Raw genomic sequence first — 19,266 nt, forward strand, 5'->3', positions numbered from 1 at the left:
TGTCTTTCTCTTAAAGAAACATCCCTTTTAACCCAGCTGCTTTTTGCTTCGGTCGCTGCTGCATTTCTTTTTTCTTCCTCTCCTGCAGCCTCCTGGTCATGCGGCATGCCCTGTTCGGCCGCCGTGGGGCGGTTTGCCTTATTTGCAGGACGAGAGTGCGCCGGCAAGGGGGTTAGGCCTCGATTAAAAAGCCTGCTTGTTTTAAGGCACGGCAGGCAGCATCGAGCTTTTCCGGCGAGTCAGCTTCAAGCGTATGCAAATGCGTCCCATCGGTCAGCTGCAATAAATATGACGATTTTGTCGCCTCAATTTTGGCGATAAACTGGTCGACTTCGAGGCGGTTGCTGACCATGACCGAGGCGGTTAAATCCCCATAGACTGGATGTTCGATTTTGACATCTTTTACCGTTACGCCGCAGTCGACGAGCAAATACAATTCTTCTTTCGTCTGCGCTGGTGTATGGGAGCAGGCGATCGTCCTCGCATACGTTTGCGCCGGTTCAGCCGGCTTTAAATACAAGTAGCCTTGGCTTGTCGCGATAATCGGTTCGTTGCGCGCCTTTAACAGCGAAATATCTTGAACGATCACTTGGCGGCTGACGTTCGTTTTCGCCGCCAACTCCGCCCCGGTGAGCGGCGTCCCGCTTTCTTTCAGCCATTGCAAAATGAGCTGGCGCCGCGTTTCTCCTAAAATTTTCTTTTCTTCTTTCACCTTGCCCATGCCTCCTTTCGTGTTCGGATGAGCCGTTCTAATGCGGAAATCAATTGGTCGATCTCTGCTTCTGTCGTGGCCGCACCAAGCGATACACGGACGAACTGCTTCGCCTCCTCTGGCGTTTTGCCGACGGCGAGCATCGTCCGCGACGGTGCCTGCAATCCGACTTGGCAGGCGCTGCCGGTGGAAATGGCGATGCCGGCGCGGTTGCATTCAAGCATGACGAGCTGTCCTTCAAAACCGGCAACAGACAACCCGACAATATGGGCAAGTCGCCAGCGGGGATGGCCTTCCACAGCAATCGGCAGCTGTTTGGCCGCGATGGCGTCAAGCAGCCGGCGGCGCAGCTGTTCAAAGCGTGCCTGTTCACCTTCCATCCGTCCGTAAAGCTGTTTGGCAGCGGTAATGAAGGCAACGATCCCCGGTACATTGACCGTTCCGGGCCGGAAACCGGATTCGTGTGTCGCCCCCGGAAAAACGGGTTTCCAGTGAAGGTGCGGGTCGATGTAGACGGCGCCGACGCCTTTGGGGCCGTACACTTTATGGGCGGAAATCGATACGCTGTCAATCGCCATCGCCTTTATGTCTAGCTGTATTTTAGCAAAAGTTTGCACGCAGTCGCTATGAAAAAGGACGCCGCGCGCCCGCAACAGGCGGCCGATGTCGGCCAGCGGCTGGATGGTGCCGATTTCCGAGTTGGCGTGCTGGATGGAAGCAAGGATCGTCCGCGGCGTGATGGCCCGTTCCAAATCAGCGAGACGAATGCGTCCGAATCGGTCGACGGGCAAATACGTCACCGTATACCCTTCTGTTTCAAGCTGTTGAAACAAATGATATAGTGAGGCGTGCTCGATTTCGGTGGTAATTAAATGATTCCCTTTATGACGATGGGCGGCAATGAGCGACCGAATGGCGAGCACATTCGCTTCTGTGCCGCCGCTTGTGAAATAGATCCCTTCCGCTTCCCCGTTGATCATAGCCGCAAGCTCGCGCCGGCATAATGTCAGCAGTTGCTTCGCTTTCGTACCGGTGTCGTGCAGGCTGCTTTCATTGCCAAAATAAACGGCCGCTGCCTCGGCATAAGCTGCGATGGCTTCCTCACACATCGGTGTCGTCGCTGCATAGTCCAAATAAATCATAGTCCCCCGCCTTTTCTTTACTTTTTTTGATAAACCCCTTGTCATCAGTTTAAATATGTGTAAATATAGATGTCAAGACAGGTGAAAAGAGAGGAGTCCTAAGTGTGGGGGAAGACGGCATCATCATTGTCGGCAGCGGACTGGCTGCTTTAACAGTCGCTTATTATTTGCGGGCGCAAGAAAATGTGATGATTTTCACAAAGAAGGGACGAACCGACAGCAACTCTTGGCGGGCGCAAGGCGGGGTGGCGGCGGCGCTGGCAGCCGACGACGACTGGCGCGCCCATTTCCGCGACACGCTTGCGGCCGGCTGCCATCATAACGATGGGCGGATGGTTGAGCTGCTCGTCCGGGAAGGGCCGAAGCGGCTGCAAGAATGGATGGACGCCGGGATGGCCTTCGATGCAGATGAACACGGTCAGCTCCGCTTCGGTCTTGAAGGCGGACATAGCCGCCGGCGCATTTTGCACGCTGGCGGCGACCAAACGGGCAAGGCGCTCGTTTCGTTTTTGCTTAGGCAGGTGGAAGGGCGCATATCGGTGGTGGAAGGTGAACAAGTCATCGAACTTTTGATGGAAGACGGCCGCTGCGTCGGGGTGAAAGCGAAGCGAACAGACGGCGCTGTCTCAGCTTGGCGGGCGGGGGCGGTCGTCATCGCGACTGGCGGCTGCGCCGGGCTGTATACGTTCACTTCCAACGCGCCGACAGCGGTTGGCGACGGCATCGCTATGGCGTATCGCGCCGGTGCGGCAGTCGCCGACATGGAATTTATCCAATTTCATCCGACGATGCTCGCTGCCGGCGGAAAGGCGGTCGGATTAGTATCGGAGGCGGTGCGCGGCGAGGGAGCAGTGCTTGAGGCGGAAGACGGCCGGCGCTTAATGGATGGCGTTCATCCGCTTGGCGATTTGGCGCCGCGTGATGTTGTCGCCCGCGCCATCGCCGCGGAAATGGAGCGCGGCGGCCGCGTCTACTTGAATATTTCCGCCGTGCGCGATTTTCGCCGCCGCTTTCCGACGATTGCCGCGCTATGCGAGGCGCATGGCGCCGGTCTTGAGGCCGGCCGCCTTCCGGTCGTGCCGGGCGCCCACTTTTTAATGGGCGGCATTATGGTCAATGAATGGGGGCAGACGACCGTGCCGGGCTTGTATGCTGTAGGCGAGGCGGCGTGCACTGGTGTGCACGGCGCCAACCGGTTGGCAAGCAATTCGTTGCTTGAGGCGATCGTCTTTGGCGCCCGCGTCGCTCACGCGATCAGCCGCCAAGAGGGGTGGCCGGCGGCAGCGCACCGCACCGTCCGGCCGTTTGGCCGCCCGCGCCGTCTTTTGGCGCCGCCGCTTCCGGGGCGGGCGCGCATCCGCGAGCGATTGTCTGCGCTTGCCGGCATCGTCCGTGACGGAGAGCAGCTTCGTGAAGCGGTTCGTTGGTTCGAACAGTTTTCCTTGCCGGATTGGTTGGATGGTGACCTTGAGTGGCTGTCGGCAGAGGAGATTGAAACAGGGTATATGCTGCTTGCCGGCTGGCTCGTCGCCTCGTCCGCGCTTCGCCGCACGGAAAGCCGCGGCGGCCACTACCGGAGCGATTTTCCGTATGATCATCCCGACTGGCAAGGCCGGCGTCTCGTGCGAACGAAGGAAGAGTGGGCGCATGCATCGGCCCGGCGATAACACAAGAGCAGGGTCAAAAGGGGGATGGAGCGATGAATCGGTTAAAACTTGAGCAGTTGTTGCGGCACTTTTTTCTTGAGGATATCGGTGACGGCGATGTGACAAGCGACACGATTTTCCGGGCCAACGAACGCGCGGCGGGCGTGTTTACGGCGAAGGCGGATGGAGTTGTGGCCGGCGTCGGCCTGATTGCCGCCGGCTATCAGCTGCTTGATCCGCATATTGAGGTGTCGGTCATGAAACAAGACGGCGAACGGATCGCAGCCAGCGAAACGATCGCCGCCGTTTCCGGGCCGGTCGGTCCGCTGTTGTCCGGTGAGCGCGTCATTTTGAATTTGCTTCAGCACCTAAGCGGCATTGCGACCGTGACGCGGCAGGCGGTCGACCTGCTTGGCGACAGCCCTACGCGCCTTTGCGATACGCGGAAAACGACGCCGGGCTTGCGCATGCTTGAAAAATATGCCGTCACTTGCGGCGGCGGCTACAATCACCGCTTTGGCTTGTACGACGGTGTGATGATTAAAGACAACCATATCGCGTTTTGCGGATCGATTGCCGCTGCTGTGAAAACGGTGAGAGAGCGGCTCGGCCATATGGTGAAAATCGAAGTCGAAACGGAAACGGAAGCCGAGGTGCTTGAGGCGGTCGAAGCCGGGGCTGACATTATTATGTTTGACAATCGGACGCCCGAGGAAGTGCGTTCGTTCGTCCGGCTCGTGCCGAAACCGATCATTACAGAGGCGTCCGGCGGCATTACGCTCGCTAACGTGGCGGCGTATGGCGCGACCGGCGTCGACTACATTTCACTCGGTTTCTTAACGCATTCCGCCGCGGCGTTAGATATCAGCTTTTATTTGCAATAATGGGGGGAGAGAACGATGAACGTACTTGAACAATTCAAACGGCTTGATGATATGCCGGAACAGTACAAAACGATGGAAAGAGACGAGCTCGAAGTGCGCGCCCGCGCTGTGAAGGAGCGGCTCGGGCGGCGCCTTTTTATCCCTGGGCACCATTACCAAAAAGATGAGGTCATTCAGTTCGCTGATGCAACTGGCGACTCGCTTCAGCTCGCCCAGCTGGCAGCGAAAAACAGCGAGACGGAATACATTGTGTTTTGCGGCGTCCATTTCATGGCGGAAACGGCGGACATTTTAACGAGCGAGGCGCAGACGGTCATTTTGCCGGATTTGCGCGCCGGCTGTTCCATGGCCGATATGGCCGATCTTTTCCAAGTCGAGCGGGCGTGGGCAGCGTTGACGGAGCGGTTTGGCGAGACGATTCTCCCGCTTGTGTATGTCAACTCCACAGCGGCGATTAAAGCGTTTGTCGGCCGCCATGGCGGGGCGACGGTCACGTCGTCCAACGCGAAAAAGATGGTGGCGTGGGCGTTTTCAAAAAAGGAGCGCATTTTCTTTTTGCCGGATCAGCATTTAGGGAGAAATACGGCCTACGCGCTCGGCGTCGGCCTTGAGGAGATGGCTGTCTGGGATCCACATGAGGAAACATTGCAAGGCAACGGCGATCTTGACAAGGTGAAAGTCATTCTTTGGAAGGGGCATTGCTCGGTGCATGAAAATTTCAATGTCCGGCAAATTGAGCATATTCGGCGGACGAATCCGGAAACTAAGGTGATCGTTCATCCGGAATGCAGCTGGGACGTTGTTCAACAGGCGGATTATGCCGGTTCCACCAAATATATTATCGAAACGATCCGCAATGCCCCACCCGGCAGCCGGTGGGCGATCGGGACGGAAATGAACTTAGTGAACCGCCTCATGCATGAGCATCCGGATAAAGAAATCGTTTCCCTGAATCCGTATATGTGTCCGTGCTTAACGATGAACCGGATCGATTTGCCGCATTTCGTTTGGGCGCTTGAATCGCTCAGCGAAGGAACGGTCGTCAACCGCATTACCGTTCCAACGGAAGTGGCGTTCGAAGCGAAGCAAGCGCTTGAACGCATGCTTGCCCTTGCCTAGTCCCCCTCCCTGGCAAGACGGAATTTCCTCCGTCCGGCCGGGGGATTTTTTTATCATAAATCAACGCCCATCGTCATACATTGTGTTGAAAGACGATAACAGGAAACAAGCATCGGTCGGATAGAGTGCAAACAGTCTCGGTTTAGGAGGGGAACGGCGTGAAAATCCATATTGTTCAAAAGGGCGACACCCTTTGGAAAATTGCCCAAAAATATGGGGTTAATTTTGAACAATTGAAAAAGATAAATGGGCATTTGAGCGATCCGGATATGATTATGCCTGGAATGAAAATTAAAGTGCCGACAGCAGGGGTGCCAATAAAAAAAGAAACAAAACTGTATGGATCGCCGAAAAAACCGAAGGTGGAAGAACATCCGTACGCAGAGGCAAAACCGTTCGTTTCGTTGAACATTGATACGGAGCTCGACGTAGTCGGCGGCTCCGTCCCGGAAAATGAAGCATCGGTGAACGAAGGGCCAGCAGCTGTCAATGAGATGCCAACGGCCGAAGCGCCGAAAGCGGAAATGAAAGAAAAACCGAAGGCGGCGGCTGAAGCACCGAAAGCGGCAAAAGAAAAACCGGTAGCGCCAACGGCCGAAGCGCCGAAAGCGGTGGTGAACGAAACGCCGATAGCACCGGCAGCCGAAGCGCCAAAGGTGGGGGGAAAAGAAACAGCAAAAGCGTCAGTAGGCGGGGCAGCGAAGGAGGTGGGGGAAGAGACGCCGAACGTGCCGGTGAACGAAGCGCCGAACGTACCGGTGAATGAAACGCCAAACGTACCGGTGAATGAAACACCGAATATACCGGTGAACGAGGTGCCAAAAGTAAAGACGGCGCCGACATCCTATGCACCGCCGCTTGCGCATGCGATTCCGCCGGTCGCTCCGGCTCCTCCTGTTTCGTTTGCCAAGTCGTTGTCAAATTTGCCGCCGATTCCGCCGAAACCGAGCAACATTTTGCCTAGCATGATGGAGGAGGCGGATGAAAGCCCCGCTGAACTGAAAGGGGAGCATATAGCGGACGAAAGCGAGGAAGCCCCGCCGCCGTTGCCAAACATCCCGCACGTCCCAGTTGCCCCGCCGGCAGCGCCAGCTTTCGGGGTTGACCAAGGATGCGTGCCGATGACGCCGATTGTGCCGGGGCCGGGATTTTATACGCCGCCGCTGCCAGCCATGCCGCCCTATTCCCCGCCGCCGGGTTCGTTAGCGGCCGGGGAAAGCCCGGAAAGCAGTTCGGCTCCGTTTCCTGGCATTAGCGAAAGCAGCAGCGAGTCGCTAGCATCCCCGCCGCTTCCTGGACTAGGCGAACAAGGGGCTGCTGCTCCGTCGGCACCGCCAGCTGGAGCTGCTTTCGCTCCGTTCGGCTACGCCGCACCAGGGTATGCGCCGCCTGGAATGTACGCGCCGCCAGCCGGGTATCCGCCTTTTGGGTATGTGCCTGTGTACCCACCGATCCAATACTACGGGGGATATATGCCTCCTGGAGCGTACGCGCCTCCGGCTCCATACGGGTACGCGCCGCAACAAGCCGCGTCGGCGATTCCGTGGCCGGGTGTCGTTTATCCGACAAGCCCGCCGGGATACGCGCCATCGCTTGCGCCGCCGTCCGCCAGTCCGCGCCTGTTCGCCGGACCGCCGGACGAGGAGAGCGGGCATGGTGAAGAGCAGTAACGAAATAGAAAGAGACGCCGCCGGCTGTCTCTTTTTTCTTCTTAACCGCCATTATCGGCTTCCTATTTGGCAGGCGGCAGCGCTGAAACCGCATGTTATCGCCATCGCCACTTCGCGCGGATCATTCGTCGCGAAAGCATACCGCTCGTTGGCGGCGGCTGAACGGCAAGCTTGGCTTCTTGCCGCTCTGCGCCGCGCCGGCTTTTTCGCCGTGCCGGCCGTTGTGCCGCTCGGTCATGGAGGGGTGATCGCCGCCGGAGGGCGATATTGGCTGCTGACGGAATATGTGGCCGGCACGCGCCCGTTCGCATTCGCCAACGAACACGACATCAAGGACGGGCTTCAACTGCTAAATAGCTACCATGCGGCAACGGCGAACATCGTTGGCGGCGAACGGGAAGCCATGCGGCTGCCGCCCATGCCGCTGTATGAGAAATGGCGGCGCCGTTACGATGAGTTTTGCCGGCATTTGCCGGTCGTTGAAACAGTGATGGAAAAAGAGGATATTTTGTTTGCGCTGCGCTGGGCGCATTACTGCCTGGCAACGGGCGGCGATTACGCCCGAGAGCTGGCGGCGGAGCCTGCCGCTATCATTCATGGAGATGTAGCGCCCCATAACTTTTTGCGCACCGCTGCCGGAGAGGTATATATGATCGACTACGACGCGGCTGCCCTCGCCTCGCCCGGGCTTGATTATTGGCAATACGCAAACCGTATTTTGCCGCACATCGGCTGGTCGTATTCGGCGCTCGCCCGCTTCGCTCCGCTTAGCCATTGGCTGGAAAAACGCTGGTTTTTGCATGCGCTTTTGTTCCCTGCCGATGTATTTCGCGAGTGGCGGCAGGCGGCTGCGCGCCGCCGTCCGCTCGCATGGGATCGGGAGAAGCGGGAACGGTTTGTCCGCCGCCTTTGCGCTATGCTAAAATAAAGGATGGAATCTTTAGAAAAGGGAGTCGAAGGCGGATGCAAGAAAAAATCGACAAACTTGTGCAATGGCTGCGGGAGCAGGTGGCGTCAGCCGGCTTGAACGGGGCGGTGGTCGGCATTAGCGGCGGCATCGACTCCGCTGTTGTCACCCATTTGATTAAGCGGGCGTTTCCAGACCGCTCGCTTGGCCTCATCATGCCGTGCAAAAGCCATCCGAAAGATATGGAAGATGCGCTTAAAGTGGTGGAAAGCTGCGGCATCCAACATCTTGTCATCGATTTGACGGAGGCGCATAAGGCGTTGTTCGGTGCGGTGGAAGCCGAGCTGAAAGCCATTGGGGAATGGAATGAAGAAAAAGCGCGGCTCGGCGATGCGAACACGAGGGCGCGCCTGCGCATGACGACGTTGTACGCTGTCGCCAACAACTACGGCTACCTCGTCGTCGGCACGGACAATGCGGCGGAGTGGCACACTGGCTACTTTACAAAATACGGTGATGGCGGGGTCGATTTAGTGCCGCTCATTCACTTCACCAAAGGCGAAGTGCGTGAAATGGGCCGTCTGCTCGGCGTTCCGGAAGAAATTATCACAAAAGCGCCGAGCGCCGGATTATGGGAAGGACAGACGGATGAAAGCGAGATGGGTACGACATATGAAATGATTGACAAATATTTGAAAGGAGAAGACATTCCGGAGCGAGACCGGAAAATTATTGAACAGCTGCACGAACGTTCGCATCATAAACGGCGGTTGGCCGTTGCGCCGCCCAAGTTTTAGCAGCCGCTTTGCTGGTGTGAACTAACAGCGATAACCCCCCTGCTTTTTCCGCAAGCTAAACGTAAGGCTGGCTCCATGCCAGCCGTGGGCGAAGGAAACCAAGGGGGGTTTTCCATTGAGATACGCGGTCAAATGGATCGGTGTATTGTCAGCAGCCGGCTTGCTCGCTTCATGTGCCAATTACGGGGCCGAGGATGAAGGAGTCCGACACTACAATAATGCGGCGAGACCGATCGGCTATTACTCGACGGAACGGGGCGATGATTTCCGCTACGGCCGTTACGGGACGAACGCGCTCAACTACGATAACAACTATATATGGGCGCGCCGCGGACCGGCGACCGACTATTTGACGGATGACGACCGCCTTGGCGGGCCGGCGGCGACCCGATTTGATACCGATGTGCCGGCTCTTCCGCGCGGGGTCGATTTTGGCGACGGCGATTACAACTATCACGGGCATTTGCATTCGCTGAATGTCGATCCGCATCCGTCGTACTACCGCAGCTACGACGGCGCTCTAGTTGAAGAGCTCTCCCGCCGCGCTGCAGCAGTGGATGGGGTGGACGATGCCCGCACCGTTGTGTACGGCGACCAGGCGCTGATCGCCATTGCGACCGATGCCCGCCATCCGGAGCGGCTTGAAGAGCGCGTCGCCAAAGCGGTGGCCCCGTATGCCAATGGCAAACGGGTGCGCGTCACATCCAATCCGGGCATGTACAACCGCGTCCGCACGATTGACAACACCATTCGCCGCGGCGCGCCGATCAGCATGGAAGAAATTCGCCGCGATTTGCGCACCATTTTTATTGGCGATACGATTCAAGAACGGCCGGAAAACAATCGCTAGCCCGGCGAGGGGGGTGCCATTAGGCATCCCCTTTCTTCGTTCTCGGCTTCCAGCTAGGCACAGCTGACATGTTCCTCGTTTTTTGCTATAGTAATGTCGGAACATTCCGTTGTGATGAGAGGAGAAATTTCGATGGCTGGACATTCGAAGTGGAAAAATATCCAACGGCGGAAAAATGCTCAAGATGCCAAGCGTGGCAAGCTGTTTATGAAACTGGCGAAAGAAATTTATGTCGCCGCGAAAACCGGCGGCGGCGACCCGGCGGCTAACCCGGGCCTGCGCCTTGTCGTTGAGAAGGCAAAGGCAGCCAATATGCCGAGCGAAAACATTGAACGGGCGATTAAAAAAGCAACAGGAAACCAAGAGCATACGAATTATGAGGAAATCCGTTATGAAGGATACGGACCGGGCGGCGTCGCTGTCATGGTTGTCTGCCTGACCGATAATAAAAACCGCACCGCCGCCAACGTGCGGGCGGCATTTTCGAAAAACGGCGGCAATCTGGGGGAAACGGGCTGCGTCTCTTACTTGTTTGAGCGCAAAGGCTTGCTCGTCATCGACCGTGAACAGCACAACGTTGACGAAGAGGAGCTGTTGCTTTTGGCGATTGAGGCGGGGGCGGAGGAAATGGAAACGACGGATGAATCGTTCGAAATTTATACGGCGCCTGAATCGTTTGAGGAGGTAAAAGGGCAGCTCGAACAGCAAGGATTAACGTTTGCGAGCGCGGAAATCACGATGATTCCGCAAACATATACAACGTTATCAGGCGATGAATTGAAAAAAATGTTAAAGTTAATCGATACGCTTGAAGATGATGATGACGTCCAAGAGGTGTACCATAACTTGGATGAATCGGTGCTTGAAGAACAATAGCATTCGTCAGCGGCACGCTGGCGATTTTTTTCTTTGATTTACATATAGGCGAAAGTAGTGAAACATAATAACGGGGAAACAAGGGGGTGCAAAAATACATGGAAGGAAATGTTGCTTCATTAACAAGTGCAGAGATTTCAAGCTTATGGAGTACGTATATAAACGACAGCATCGTCGCCTGTTTGCTGACGCATTTTACAGAAACGGTGACCGATGACGATATTCGCCCGCTCATCACCGAGACGCTGAACGTCGCCAACGGGCATATGCGCGCCATTGAGCAGCTGTTCGCCGCCGAAGGGATCGCTAAGCCGGTCGGCTATCCGGTGGAGAAGCATGTGTATTCTGGCGCGCCGAAGCTGTTTAGCGATGTTTTTTACTTGGAATATATATACCATATGTCCAAGTTCGGCCTCACCTCGCATAGCGGGGCGATCGCCCTGGCATCGCGCCAAGATGTTGCCCAGTTATTCCACCAGTTTTTGAACGAGGCGGTGATGTTAAACGACCGCGCCCGCCAGCTCCTGCTGGAAAAAGGGGTGTACGTCCGCCCGCCGTATATGGTGTACCCGAAAGAAGCGGCATTTATTGAAAAACAAAGCTTTTTAACCGGCTGGTTCGGCCCGCGCCGCCCGCTGCTCGCCGTCGAAGTGGCCCATTTGTTTACAACAGCGCGCAACAACGAGCTCGGCAAGGCGACATTGACCGGGTTTGCCCAAGTGGCGGTTGATCCAGAAATTCGCAACTTTTTCTTGCGCGGGCTGCGCGTCTGTTCCGATATTATGAACACCGTTCATGACGTGTTGCGGGAAAGCAACGTGCCGACCGTCATGTCCCCGGATGTTACCGTCACCGACTCGACCAAGCCGCCGTTTTCCGACCAGTTAATGATGGCCGTCGTCAACGCGCTATCCGCGATTGGCACGGCGGAATACGGAGCGGCCATGGCGGTCAGTCTTCGCCGCGATATTATCGCCCTATACGCCAGCTTGATCGCCAAAGCCGGCGCTTTCACCGAGGACGGGGCCAACATGATGATCGACCGCCGTTGGCTTGAGTACCCGCCGCACTTTTTGGACCGGCGTCAGCTTGCCTTGCAAAAAAGCTGACGGAACAGGAATAAAATGGCGCCTGCCGGCGAAACTAATGGTGTAAGGAAACCACCATTTCGGAAGAGAGGAACGGACAATGCGAATTCTTTCCATCCTATTGTTGACTGCTGTGGTCGTATTGCCGACTCATTGGACGTTCGCCGCGCCGGCGCCGGTGAAAATGATGATCGTGTTGCAGCAGCAATATTTAGACGGAGAGATCAGCGAGGAAAAAAGAACAGAAACGGTCGTCTCGTTAACGGAAATATGGAAAAAGTACCGTGACTGGCAACTGATTACTCTCGATGACCGGACGATCGTCTTTCGCAAGGCGGTCAACGACATTTCCCCGCTGCTGAAGGCGAACGGCTATTTCGGGATCACCGATGACGGCACGCTGTCGATTTTTAACGGCAAACCGGGCCGGTCGAACCAAATTATCCAGTCGTTTTTCCAAATTGACGTGCAAAAGCTGGAAAGCCGCCAACAGGCGAAATTAAAACAAGGCATCCGCGTCCTCTCGAAAGAACAATATGAACAAGTGATCGAAATGTACCGGCATTTTGCGGTTGTGCAATAAAACGAAATCCCGTGGTGTGAAAGCGCATCACGGGATTTGTTTTTGTTATAATGAAATCGTATGATACAATGAAAGGGCGAGAAAAGGGGAGGAGCATTGCTTTGATCGAGTTTATCCGCGGGTATGTCGACTACGTCTGCCCGGAGTATATTGTCATTGACCATAACGGCATCGGCTACGAAATTTTTACTCCCAATCCGTTTGCCTTTGAGGGGAGCCACGGGGCGGCGGTGACGGTATATACATACGAATACGTACGTGAAGATGTGCACGCCTTATACGGATTTTTGACGCGCCAAGAGCGGAACTTGTTTGCCAAGCTGCTCCAAGTGTCCGGCATCGGACCGAAGGGAGGGCTCGCCATTTTGGCAGCCGGGCGGCCGGATGAGCTGGCGCGGGCGATTGAGGAAGAAAATGAGGCGTTTTTATGCAAGTTTCCGGGCGTTGGAAAAAAGACAGCCCGGCAAATGATTTTAGATTTAAAAGGAAAGCTCGCGATGTTTTCGATGCCGGCGGCTCCGCGCCCGGCCACCCCGCTTTCCAGGGAGCTCGCCGAGGCGGTGGCTGCGCTCAAGGCGCTCGGCTATGCGGAACGGGAAATTGAGAAAATTGTTCCAGTGCTCCGCGAGGAAGCAATGACGACGGAACAATACGTCAAGCGGGCGCTGGCGCTGTTGCTGAAATAAATGGCAGCTGGCTAAAAGGGAGGGACGACGGTGGACGAACGGCTTGTATCCGGTGCAGCTTTAGGCGGCGAAGCGGCGTTCGAACCAAACTTGCGCCCGCAATATTTGCATGAATATATCGGGCAAGATAAAGTCAAAGAAAACTTGCAAGTGTTTATTGAAGCGGCCAAGCTGCGTGAAGAGACGCTTGACCATGTCTTGCTGTACGGGCCGCCGGGGCTTGGGAAAACGACGCTCGCCGCCATTATTGCCAACGAAATGGGCGTCAAGATGCGGGCGACGTCCGGGCCGGCGCTTGAGCGGCCCGGTGATCTAGCGGCGCTTTTGACCTCGCTTGAGCCGGGGGACGTGCTGTTTATTGATGAAATCCACCGGTTGCCGCGGACGGTTGAAGAAGTGCTGTACCCGGCGATGGAAGATTACTGTTTGGACATTATGATTGGCAAAGGGCCGGAAGCGCGTTCGCTTCGCCTTGATTTGCCGCCGTTTACCCTTGTCGGGGCGACAACAAGAGCCGGGGCGCTGTCCGCCCCGCTGCGCGACCGGTTTGGCGTCATCAGCCGGCTTGAATATTATCAAGTGGACGAGCTGGCGCAAATTATTGAGCGGGCAGCGGCCATTTTGCATATGATAATCAGCAGCGAGGCGGCGCTCGAACTGGCGCGCCGGGCGCGGGGCACGCCGCGCATTGCCAACCGGCTGCTCCGCCGCGTCCGCGATTTTGCCCAAGTGCGCGGGGACGGGGAAATCACGCTGCCGCTCGCCGTCGAGGCGCTTGAACGGCTGCAAGTCGACCGGCTCGGACTTGATCATATTGACCATAAGCTGCTTTTGGCCATCATCGAAAAATTTGCCGGCGGTCCGGTCGGGCTTGAAACGATGGCGGCGGTGATTGGGGAAGAAGCGCAAACGATCGAGGAAGTGTATGAGCCGTATTTGCTGCAAATCGGCCTATTGCAACGGACGCCGCGCGGGCGTGTCGCCACGCCGTCGGCGTATGCTCATTTAGGAATGGAGGTTCCAAAGCGGTGAACAGCTTGCCGAAGTTGATCATGACAATTGGCGCCGTGCTGATCATTGTCGGGTTTGTTATGCAGTTTATCAAACTCGGCCGCTTGCCGGGGGATATCGTCATCCGCAAGGGGAATATGACTTTTTATTTCCCGATCATCACATCGATCTTGTTAAGTGTCGTATTATCGTTGATTTTTTATGTGCTCGGGCGGTTTCGCTAAAGGGAGGAAAGCTTTATGAGAGTGGACTTGTTTGATTTTTATTTGCCAGAAGAGCTCATTGCGCAAACGCCGCTCCCGGACCGGGCGGCGTCGCGGCTGATGGTGCTCGATAAACGGACGGGCGCCATCCGTCATGAAACATTTCGCAACATTATTTCGTATTTACATCCAGGCGATTGTCTCGTCTTAAACGACACCCGCGTCATGCCGGCGCGCCTTTACGGGGAAAAAGCGGAAACGGGCGGGACGGTGGAAGTGTTGCTGCTCAAGCCGCTTGACGGCGATCGTTGGGAGACGCTCGTCAAGCCGGGCAAACGGGTCAAACCGGGAACGAAGCTCGTCTTCGGCGATGGAAAGCTTCAGGCTGTCTGCCTTGATACGCTGGAACACGGCGGCCGGGTGCTCGAGTTTTCGTACGAAGGGTTGTTTTATGAAGTATTGGCCGAGCTCGGCGAAATGCCGCTTCCGCCGTATATTAAAGAAAGGCTCGACAACCCGGAGCGGTATCAGACGGTGTACGCCCGCGAAATCGGCTCGGCCGCGGCGCCGACAGCCGGCCTTCATTTCACCGAGGAGCTGCTTGACGCCATTCGCGAAAGAGGGGTGCATATCGCCTTTATTACGCTTCATGTCGGGCTTGGCACGTTCCGGCCGGTGCAAGTGGATGACGTCGAGAAACATGATATGCACGCCGAGTTTTACCAAATGAGCGAGGAAACGGCGGCGATCTTGAACCGCGTGCGTGCGGACGGCGGCCGAATTATCGCTGTCGGCACGACGTCGACGAGGACGCTTGAGACGATCGCCGGCAAACATAACGGCCGGTTTGTCGCCGAGAGTGGCTGGACCGACATTTTCATTTACCCGGGCTATGAGTTTAAAGGCATTGACGGGCTCGTGACGAACTTTCATTTGCCGAAATCGACGCTTATTATGCTTGTGAGCGCGCTGGCTGGGCGTGAACATATTTTGCACGCGTATGAAGTGGCGGTCAAAGAGCGGTACCGCTTTTTCAGCTTCGGCGATGCGATGCTCATCATGTAAGAAAGGAGAACAGCACGTTGACGACACCGATTCGCTTTGAACTGATCAAAACGTGCCGGCAGACAGGGGCGCGCCTCGGCATTCTTCACACGCCGCACGGCTCGTTTGAAACGCCGATGTTTATGCCGGTCGGGACGCTGGCGACGGTCAAAACGCTGTCGCCGGAAGAGTTGAAGGACATGGGGGCAGGTGTCATTTTAAGCAATACGTACCATCTTTGGCTGCGTCCGGGCCATGACATCGTTGCCGAGGCGGGCGGCCTCCACGCCTTTATGAACTGGGACCGCGGCATTTTGACGGACTCCGGCGGATTCCAAGTGTTTAGTTTGAGTGAATTTCGCCGCATCGAAGAAGAGGGCGTCCATTTCCGCAACCATTTAAACGGCGACAAGCTGTTTTTATCGCCGGAAAAAGCGACCGAAATTCAAAATGCGCTCGGCGCTGACATCATCATGGCGTTTGACGAATGCCCGCCGTATCCGGCGACGCATGACTATATGAAACAGTCGGTCGAGCGGACGAGCCGCTGGGCGGAGCGCTGCCTAAAGGCGCATCGGCGCCCGAACGAGCAGGGGTTGTTTGGCATCGTCCAAGGCGGTGAATATGAGGACTTGCGCCGGCAAAGCGCCCGCGATTTAGTGTCGCTCGATTTTCCCGGCTATGCGGTCGGCGGATTGTCGGTCGGCGAGCCGAAAGAGGTGATGAATCGGGTGCTTGAGTTTACGACGCCGCTTTTGCCGGCGGACAAGCCCCGCTATTTAATGGGCGTCGGTTCGCCCGATTCGCTCATTGACGGAGCGATCCGCGGCATCGATATGTTTGACTGCGTCTTGCCGACGCGCATCGGCCGCAACGGGACGGTCATGACGAGTGAAGGGCGGGTCGTCATTAAAAACGCGCAGTATGCCCGCGACTTCACGCCGCTTGATCCGCACTGCGACTGCTACACGTGCCGGAACTATACGCGCGCCTATCTCCGCCATCTCATCAAGTGTGATGAAACATTTGGCATCCGGCTCACGTCTTACCATAACGTCTATTTTTTGATAAAATTAATGGAGCAGGTGAGACAAGCGATTCGTGAAGATCGGCTCGCCGATTTTCGTGAGGAATTTTTCGAACGCTACGGCTTTAACAAGCCGAATGCGAAAAACTTTTAGCCATCGGAAAGGAGGGGGATTGAATGAACGCGGCGATTGCGAATTTGTTGCCGATCGTGCTGTTTTTCGTCATTTTCTACTTTTTGCTCATTCGTCCGCAGCAAAAGCGGCAGCGTGCCGTCCAGCAAATGCAGGCGAATTTGAAAAAAGGCGACAAAATCATCACGATTGGCGGTTTGCATGGCATCATCGACTCGGTCGATGAAGATAAAATCATCATCCGCGCGGGTGACGGCACACGGCTTACATACGACCGTTCCGCGGTGCGTGAAGTCGTGTCGGAAACTAAAGCATAACCTGAATGAAAAGCCGTCAGCCGATGGTGCTGGCGACAAAAGCGGCTGTTTCGCCCAGAAACAGCCGCTTTTGCATTGGGGCGCCCGCTTATGCCCGCTCGCGGCGCGCCGGCGACAAATTGACCCCGACGATGCCGCCAAGGGCGGCGGCGACAAAAAAGACAAGATGGTACAGCCATTGTTCCGCTGTAAACGGCTTTTCGATGCCAAGAAATTGAAACAAAAAGATGAGCGCTGTAAACAAGAGGCTGGTCAGTCCGCCGGCAAGCCATCCTTTCTCTTGGCTTTTCCCGCCGGCAACGATGCCGCCGATGAACATCGAGATGACCGAGACAGCAAAAATCACCCATGTCAGCGATGATTCATGAATGTCCGTCCACTTAAGAAGCAACGAAAAAACGAAGCTAACAAGCGCCGCCAACACGAAAATGGTGGCGACTCCATATACGAGTGCGTTGCCAAGCCGTGACACTGTATTCCCCCCTGATCACAACCGTTTTACCGCTATATATATTCGTTGCCGGACATGTTTAGAAGTTTATTTTCGTCCGTTCTTCCGAGCGAGCCAATGAAGTCCCGGTAGATAGACGAGTTCTTCGCGCTTGATAAGCTGAAAAAACAACAGGGAAGCCACATATAAAGCAATCGTTGCCGCTATAGCGAACAGCGTCCATAATGACGAAGGCATGGCCGCGGGCGGATAGCGGAAAAGCGCATAGCCGGCCGCACCGGCGGCGGCGATGGCAACGAGCGCTTTCGCATATTCGCGCGCGTTGATCGAAAAGGAGACGGCCTTGGCGACGGTGGCAAAGTGGAGAAGCGTCACAAGCACTGTGCCGATGGACGTCGCGAGCGCCGCTCCCATAATGCCTAAGCTCGGCCGCGAGGCAAGGACGAAGATGCACGCGAGTTTGACCGCCGCCCCGATCAAGCTGTTCGTCATGGCTGCATTTGCCAAGTCGAGCCCTTGCAACACCGCTTGGAGCGGACCTTGGAAATAATAAAATAAGAAAAACGGCGCCATCACTTGAATAAAGATGGCCGCTTCGCTCGTTCCATACATCCACCGCATGAGCGGTTCGGCAAAAATGTAAAGGACGACGGCGGAAAGACCGCCGGTGACAAGCGCCAGGCGCATCGCCTGGGTGATCCGGTATTCGACCAACAGCGGCTTGTTTTGCGCCATCGCCTCGCTAATGGCCGGCACAAGCGCTGTCGAGAGCGCGTACGTAATGAATGACGGCAAAGTGAGCAGCGGCAGCGCGTAGCCGACAAGCTGGCCGTACTGCTTCGTGGCGGCGGAGGCGGCCACGCCAGCCAGAGCTAAGCTGTTGGCGACGACGATCGGCTCGAAAAACCAAGAAAGCGAGCCGATCAAGCGGCCGCCGGTCGTCGGCAGGGCGATCCGCATGAGGCGGCCGAACGTCTCTTTGCCGGCATGTACATAGCGGAAAAAGTTCGTCCGCAGGCGGATGGACTTTTTGAACTTAAATAAAAACAACAAGTACAGTAAGGCGGCCAGTTCGCCAAGGACGGAAGATGCCATGGCGCCGGCGGCGGCGTATTCGACGCCGTACGGCAGGAGCGGCCTTGTGCATAGAGCGATCAGGCTGATGCGGACGATTTGTTCAATCAAAAGCGAGTAGGCGTACGGCTTCATTTGCTGGCGTCCTTGAAAATAGCCGCGCAACACCGAAGAAATCGCCACGATTGGCACGACCGGGGCGATGGCCATTAACGGGTAGTACGTGCGCGGGTCGGTGAACATCGTCCGCGAAAGCCACGGCGCTGCAACAATGAGCGCCGGCAGGAATACGAGACTCAGCACTCCGGTCGTCGTGAGCGACACGACAAGAATTTTTTTTACCCGTTGCCGGTCGCCGGCCGCTTCCGCTTCAGCGACAAGCTTGGAAATGGCGACAGGCAGGCCGATTTGGGTCGCCGTAATCGCTAACACGAGCGTCGGCACGGCCATCATGTACAGACCGACCCCCTCGTCGCCGATCATCCGAGCGACGACGATGCGGTTGATGAAGCCGAGAATTTTTGTAATAAAACCGGCGGCGATTAAAATGATCGTCCCTTGCAAAAATTTGGACATTTTCTTTCCCTGCCTTCTCAAATGCCTTAATCTTTTATACAATATATGCGAGACATATGGCCAAGCATGACAAGGATCATAGCTGGCATGGTGCGGGAGGGTGAGAGAATGGAACGGGAGAGGCAGCTGCGCAAACAGCTCATGCCGGCGCTTGAATGCAAATATGACGAGTTCCGCCTGCTCGGCTACACGCAAGTGACGATCGACGGGCTATGGGAATATTTGTGCGCCCGAAAGTGGAAAAACGCGCTGGCGGAAAAAAAACTGTACGAGCTTGTCAGCGACATTTTGTCGCTTTCGCCCGGGGAATACATGGCGTTTTTGACGAGGCGTTCATACGAACGGCAGCGGGCAGCTGGCGACGATGATTTGGAACGCGTTCTCAACGAATTGTTATAGCAAAAAATTGACACCCATGATCGGCTGGCCCATAATGAAAGTCGAAGCTGATGTGTGCAACGATGGCGCTG

Annotated in this window: 21 protein-coding genes; 17 read left to right on the forward strand and 4 right to left on the reverse strand. The window is 56.1% G+C overall.

The features are described from left to right. Nucleotides 1-172 precede the first annotated feature (172 nt). Complete coding sequence (locus tag B9L21_RS02975; protein WP_172796421.1) at nucleotides 173-721, reverse strand: transcription repressor NadR; 549 nt, start codon at nucleotides 719-721, stop codon at nucleotides 173-175. Further along, entirely contained in the window at nucleotides 709-1,854 is a 1,146-nt protein-coding gene (locus tag B9L21_RS02980) for an IscS subfamily cysteine desulfurase (protein WP_063165145.1), read from the reverse strand. The genes B9L21_RS02975 and B9L21_RS02980 overlap by 13 nt, the downstream gene beginning before the upstream one ends. A 104-nt stretch (nucleotides 1,855-1,958) precedes the next feature. On the opposite strand from B9L21_RS02980, the gene nadB reads away from it, so the two are divergent. The 16 genes from nadB (at nucleotide 1,959) to yajC (ending at nucleotide 16,695) form a co-directional block, all read left to right on the forward strand. Then, nucleotides 1,959-3,521: an L-aspartate oxidase gene (gene nadB / locus B9L21_RS02985; protein ID WP_063165146.1), complete on the forward strand. Its 1,563-nt coding sequence runs from the start codon at nucleotides 1,959-1,961 to the stop codon at nucleotides 3,519-3,521. A 32-nt stretch (nucleotides 3,522-3,553) separates the two neighbouring features. Further along, on the forward strand, nucleotides 3,554-4,384 hold the full coding sequence (gene nadC, locus B9L21_RS02990; protein WP_063165147.1) for a carboxylating nicotinate-nucleotide diphosphorylase: 831 nt from the start codon (nucleotides 3,554-3,556) through the stop codon (nucleotides 4,382-4,384). A 15-nt stretch (nucleotides 4,385-4,399) separates the two neighbouring features. Next, nucleotides 4,400-5,503, forward strand: a complete 1,104-nt coding sequence (gene nadA, locus B9L21_RS02995; RefSeq protein ID WP_063165148.1) for a quinolinate synthase NadA — start codon at nucleotides 4,400-4,402, stop codon at nucleotides 5,501-5,503. 158 nt (nucleotides 5,504-5,661) lie between these two features. Further along, nucleotides 5,662-7,173, forward strand: a complete 1,512-nt coding sequence (safA, locus tag B9L21_RS03000; RefSeq protein ID WP_063165149.1) for a SafA/ExsA family spore coat assembly protein — start codon at nucleotides 5,662-5,664, stop codon at nucleotides 7,171-7,173. After that, the gene (locus B9L21_RS03005; protein ID WP_063167294.1) at nucleotides 7,157-8,101 is read left to right on the forward strand and encodes a phosphotransferase; all 945 of its coding nucleotides are present in this window, start codon (nucleotides 7,157-7,159) and stop codon (nucleotides 8,099-8,101) included. Before safA ends, B9L21_RS03005 begins: the two co-directional genes overlap by 17 nt. A 35-nt stretch (nucleotides 8,102-8,136) precedes the next feature. Beyond that, on the forward strand, nucleotides 8,137-8,877 hold the full coding sequence (nadE, locus tag B9L21_RS03010) for an NAD(+) synthase (protein ID WP_063165150.1): 741 nt from the start codon (nucleotides 8,137-8,139) through the stop codon (nucleotides 8,875-8,877). Nucleotides 8,878-8,992: 115 nt separating this feature from the next. Continuing rightward, on the forward strand, nucleotides 8,993-9,727 hold the full coding sequence (locus B9L21_RS03015) for a YhcN/YlaJ family sporulation lipoprotein (RefSeq protein WP_063165151.1): 735 nt from the start codon (nucleotides 8,993-8,995) through the stop codon (nucleotides 9,725-9,727). A 132-nt stretch (nucleotides 9,728-9,859) separates the two neighbouring features. Continuing rightward, a complete protein-coding gene (locus tag B9L21_RS03020) occupies nucleotides 9,860-10,603 on the forward strand; it encodes a YebC/PmpR family DNA-binding transcriptional regulator (RefSeq protein WP_063165152.1) in 744 nt (247 codons plus the stop codon). Nucleotides 10,604-10,701: 98 nt separating this feature from the next. Further along, the gene (locus B9L21_RS03025) at nucleotides 10,702-11,712 is read left to right on the forward strand and encodes a DUF3231 family protein (protein WP_063165153.1); all 1,011 of its coding nucleotides are present in this window, start codon (nucleotides 10,702-10,704) and stop codon (nucleotides 11,710-11,712) included. Between the two features lie 79 nt (nucleotides 11,713-11,791). After that, the gene (locus B9L21_RS03030; protein ID WP_063165154.1) at nucleotides 11,792-12,274 is read left to right on the forward strand and encodes an intercompartmental signaling factor BofC; all 483 of its coding nucleotides are present in this window, start codon (nucleotides 11,792-11,794) and stop codon (nucleotides 12,272-12,274) included. Nucleotides 12,275-12,375: 101 nt separating this feature from the next. Next, nucleotides 12,376-12,960: a Holliday junction branch migration protein RuvA gene (gene ruvA / locus B9L21_RS03035; RefSeq protein WP_063165155.1), complete on the forward strand. Its 585-nt coding sequence runs from the start codon at nucleotides 12,376-12,378 to the stop codon at nucleotides 12,958-12,960. Nucleotides 12,961-12,990: 30 nt separating this feature from the next. Continuing rightward, on the forward strand, nucleotides 12,991-13,992 hold the full coding sequence (gene ruvB / locus B9L21_RS03040) for a Holliday junction branch migration DNA helicase RuvB (protein WP_063165156.1): 1,002 nt from the start codon (nucleotides 12,991-12,993) through the stop codon (nucleotides 13,990-13,992). After that, nucleotides 13,989-14,195 (forward strand): DUF2905 domain-containing protein, encoded by a 207-nt coding sequence (locus B9L21_RS03045; protein WP_082816519.1) that lies wholly within the window; start codon nucleotides 13,989-13,991, stop codon nucleotides 14,193-14,195. Before ruvB ends, B9L21_RS03045 begins: the two co-directional genes overlap by 4 nt. A 15-nt stretch (nucleotides 14,196-14,210) precedes the next feature. Further along, entirely contained in the window at nucleotides 14,211-15,239 is a 1,029-nt protein-coding gene (gene queA / locus B9L21_RS03050; protein ID WP_063165157.1) for a tRNA preQ1(34) S-adenosylmethionine ribosyltransferase-isomerase QueA, read from the forward strand. A 17-nt stretch (nucleotides 15,240-15,256) separates the two neighbouring features. After that, nucleotides 15,257-16,399: a tRNA guanosine(34) transglycosylase Tgt gene (gene tgt / locus B9L21_RS03055; RefSeq protein WP_063165158.1), complete on the forward strand. Its 1,143-nt coding sequence runs from the start codon at nucleotides 15,257-15,259 to the stop codon at nucleotides 16,397-16,399. 23 nt (nucleotides 16,400-16,422) lie between these two features. Beyond that, on the forward strand, nucleotides 16,423-16,695 hold the full coding sequence (gene yajC, locus B9L21_RS03060) for a preprotein translocase subunit YajC (RefSeq protein ID WP_063165159.1): 273 nt from the start codon (nucleotides 16,423-16,425) through the stop codon (nucleotides 16,693-16,695). A gap of 88 nt (nucleotides 16,696-16,783) precedes the next feature. On the opposite strand, the gene B9L21_RS03065 is transcribed toward yajC, so the two are convergent. Beyond that, nucleotides 16,784-17,167: a TIGR04086 family membrane protein gene (locus B9L21_RS03065; RefSeq protein WP_063165160.1), complete on the reverse strand. Its 384-nt coding sequence runs from the start codon at nucleotides 17,165-17,167 to the stop codon at nucleotides 16,784-16,786. A gap of 66 nt (nucleotides 17,168-17,233) precedes the next feature. Then, nucleotides 17,234-18,796, reverse strand: coding sequence for a stage V sporulation protein B (gene spoVB / locus B9L21_RS03070; RefSeq protein WP_063165161.1), 1,563 nt, complete (start codon nucleotides 18,794-18,796; stop codon nucleotides 17,234-17,236). Between the two features lie 108 nt (nucleotides 18,797-18,904). Here spoVB and B9L21_RS03075 point away from each other — a divergent pair, with 108 nt between their 5' ends. Further along, nucleotides 18,905-19,195: a post-transcriptional regulator gene (locus B9L21_RS03075; protein WP_063165162.1), complete on the forward strand. Its 291-nt coding sequence runs from the start codon at nucleotides 18,905-18,907 to the stop codon at nucleotides 19,193-19,195. Nucleotides 19,196-19,266: the final 71 nt, after the last annotated feature.

The sequence above is a fragment of the Geobacillus uzenensis genome, from assembly GCF_002217665.1.
Lineage (GTDB): Bacteria > Bacillota > Bacilli > Bacillales > Anoxybacillaceae > Geobacillus > Geobacillus subterraneus.

Bases quoted from the DNA above. Each gene is read 5' to 3' on its own strand.
- B9L21_RS03020 (WP_063165152.1), top strand. From the start codon at position 9,860: ATGGCTGGACATTCGAAGTGGAAAAATATCCAACGGCGGAAAAATGCT.
- B9L21_RS03025 (WP_063165153.1), top strand. From the start codon at position 10,702: ATGGAAGGAAATGTTGCTTCATTAACAAGTGCAGAGATTTCAAGCTTA.
- B9L21_RS03005 (WP_063167294.1), top strand. From the start codon at position 7,157: ATGGTGAAGAGCAGTAACGAAATAGAAAGAGACGCCGCCGGCTGTCTC.
- B9L21_RS03030 (WP_063165154.1), top strand. From the start codon at position 11,792: ATGCGAATTCTTTCCATCCTATTGTTGACTGCTGTGGTCGTATTGCCG.
- nadE (WP_063165150.1), top strand. From the start codon at position 8,137: ATGCAAGAAAAAATCGACAAACTTGTGCAATGGCTGCGGGAGCAGGTG.
- queA (WP_063165157.1), top strand. From the start codon at position 14,211: ATGAGAGTGGACTTGTTTGATTTTTATTTGCCAGAAGAGCTCATTGCG.
- B9L21_RS03075 (WP_063165162.1), top strand. From the start codon at position 18,905: ATGGAACGGGAGAGGCAGCTGCGCAAACAGCTCATGCCGGCGCTTGAA.
- spoVB (WP_063165161.1), bottom strand. From the start codon at position 18,796: ATGTCCAAATTTTTGCAAGGGACGATCATTTTAATCGCCGCCGGTTTT.
- B9L21_RS02975 (WP_172796421.1), bottom strand. From the start codon at position 721: ATGGGCAAGGTGAAAGAAGAAAAGAAAATTTTAGGAGAAACGCGGCGC.
- nadC (WP_063165147.1), top strand. From the start codon at position 3,554: ATGAATCGGTTAAAACTTGAGCAGTTGTTGCGGCACTTTTTTCTTGAG.
- yajC (WP_063165159.1), top strand. From the start codon at position 16,423: ATGAACGCGGCGATTGCGAATTTGTTGCCGATCGTGCTGTTTTTCGTC.
- nadA (WP_063165148.1), top strand. From the start codon at position 4,400: ATGAACGTACTTGAACAATTCAAACGGCTTGATGATATGCCGGAACAG.
- B9L21_RS02980 (WP_063165145.1), bottom strand. From the start codon at position 1,854: ATGATTTATTTGGACTATGCAGCGACGACACCGATGTGTGAGGAAGCC.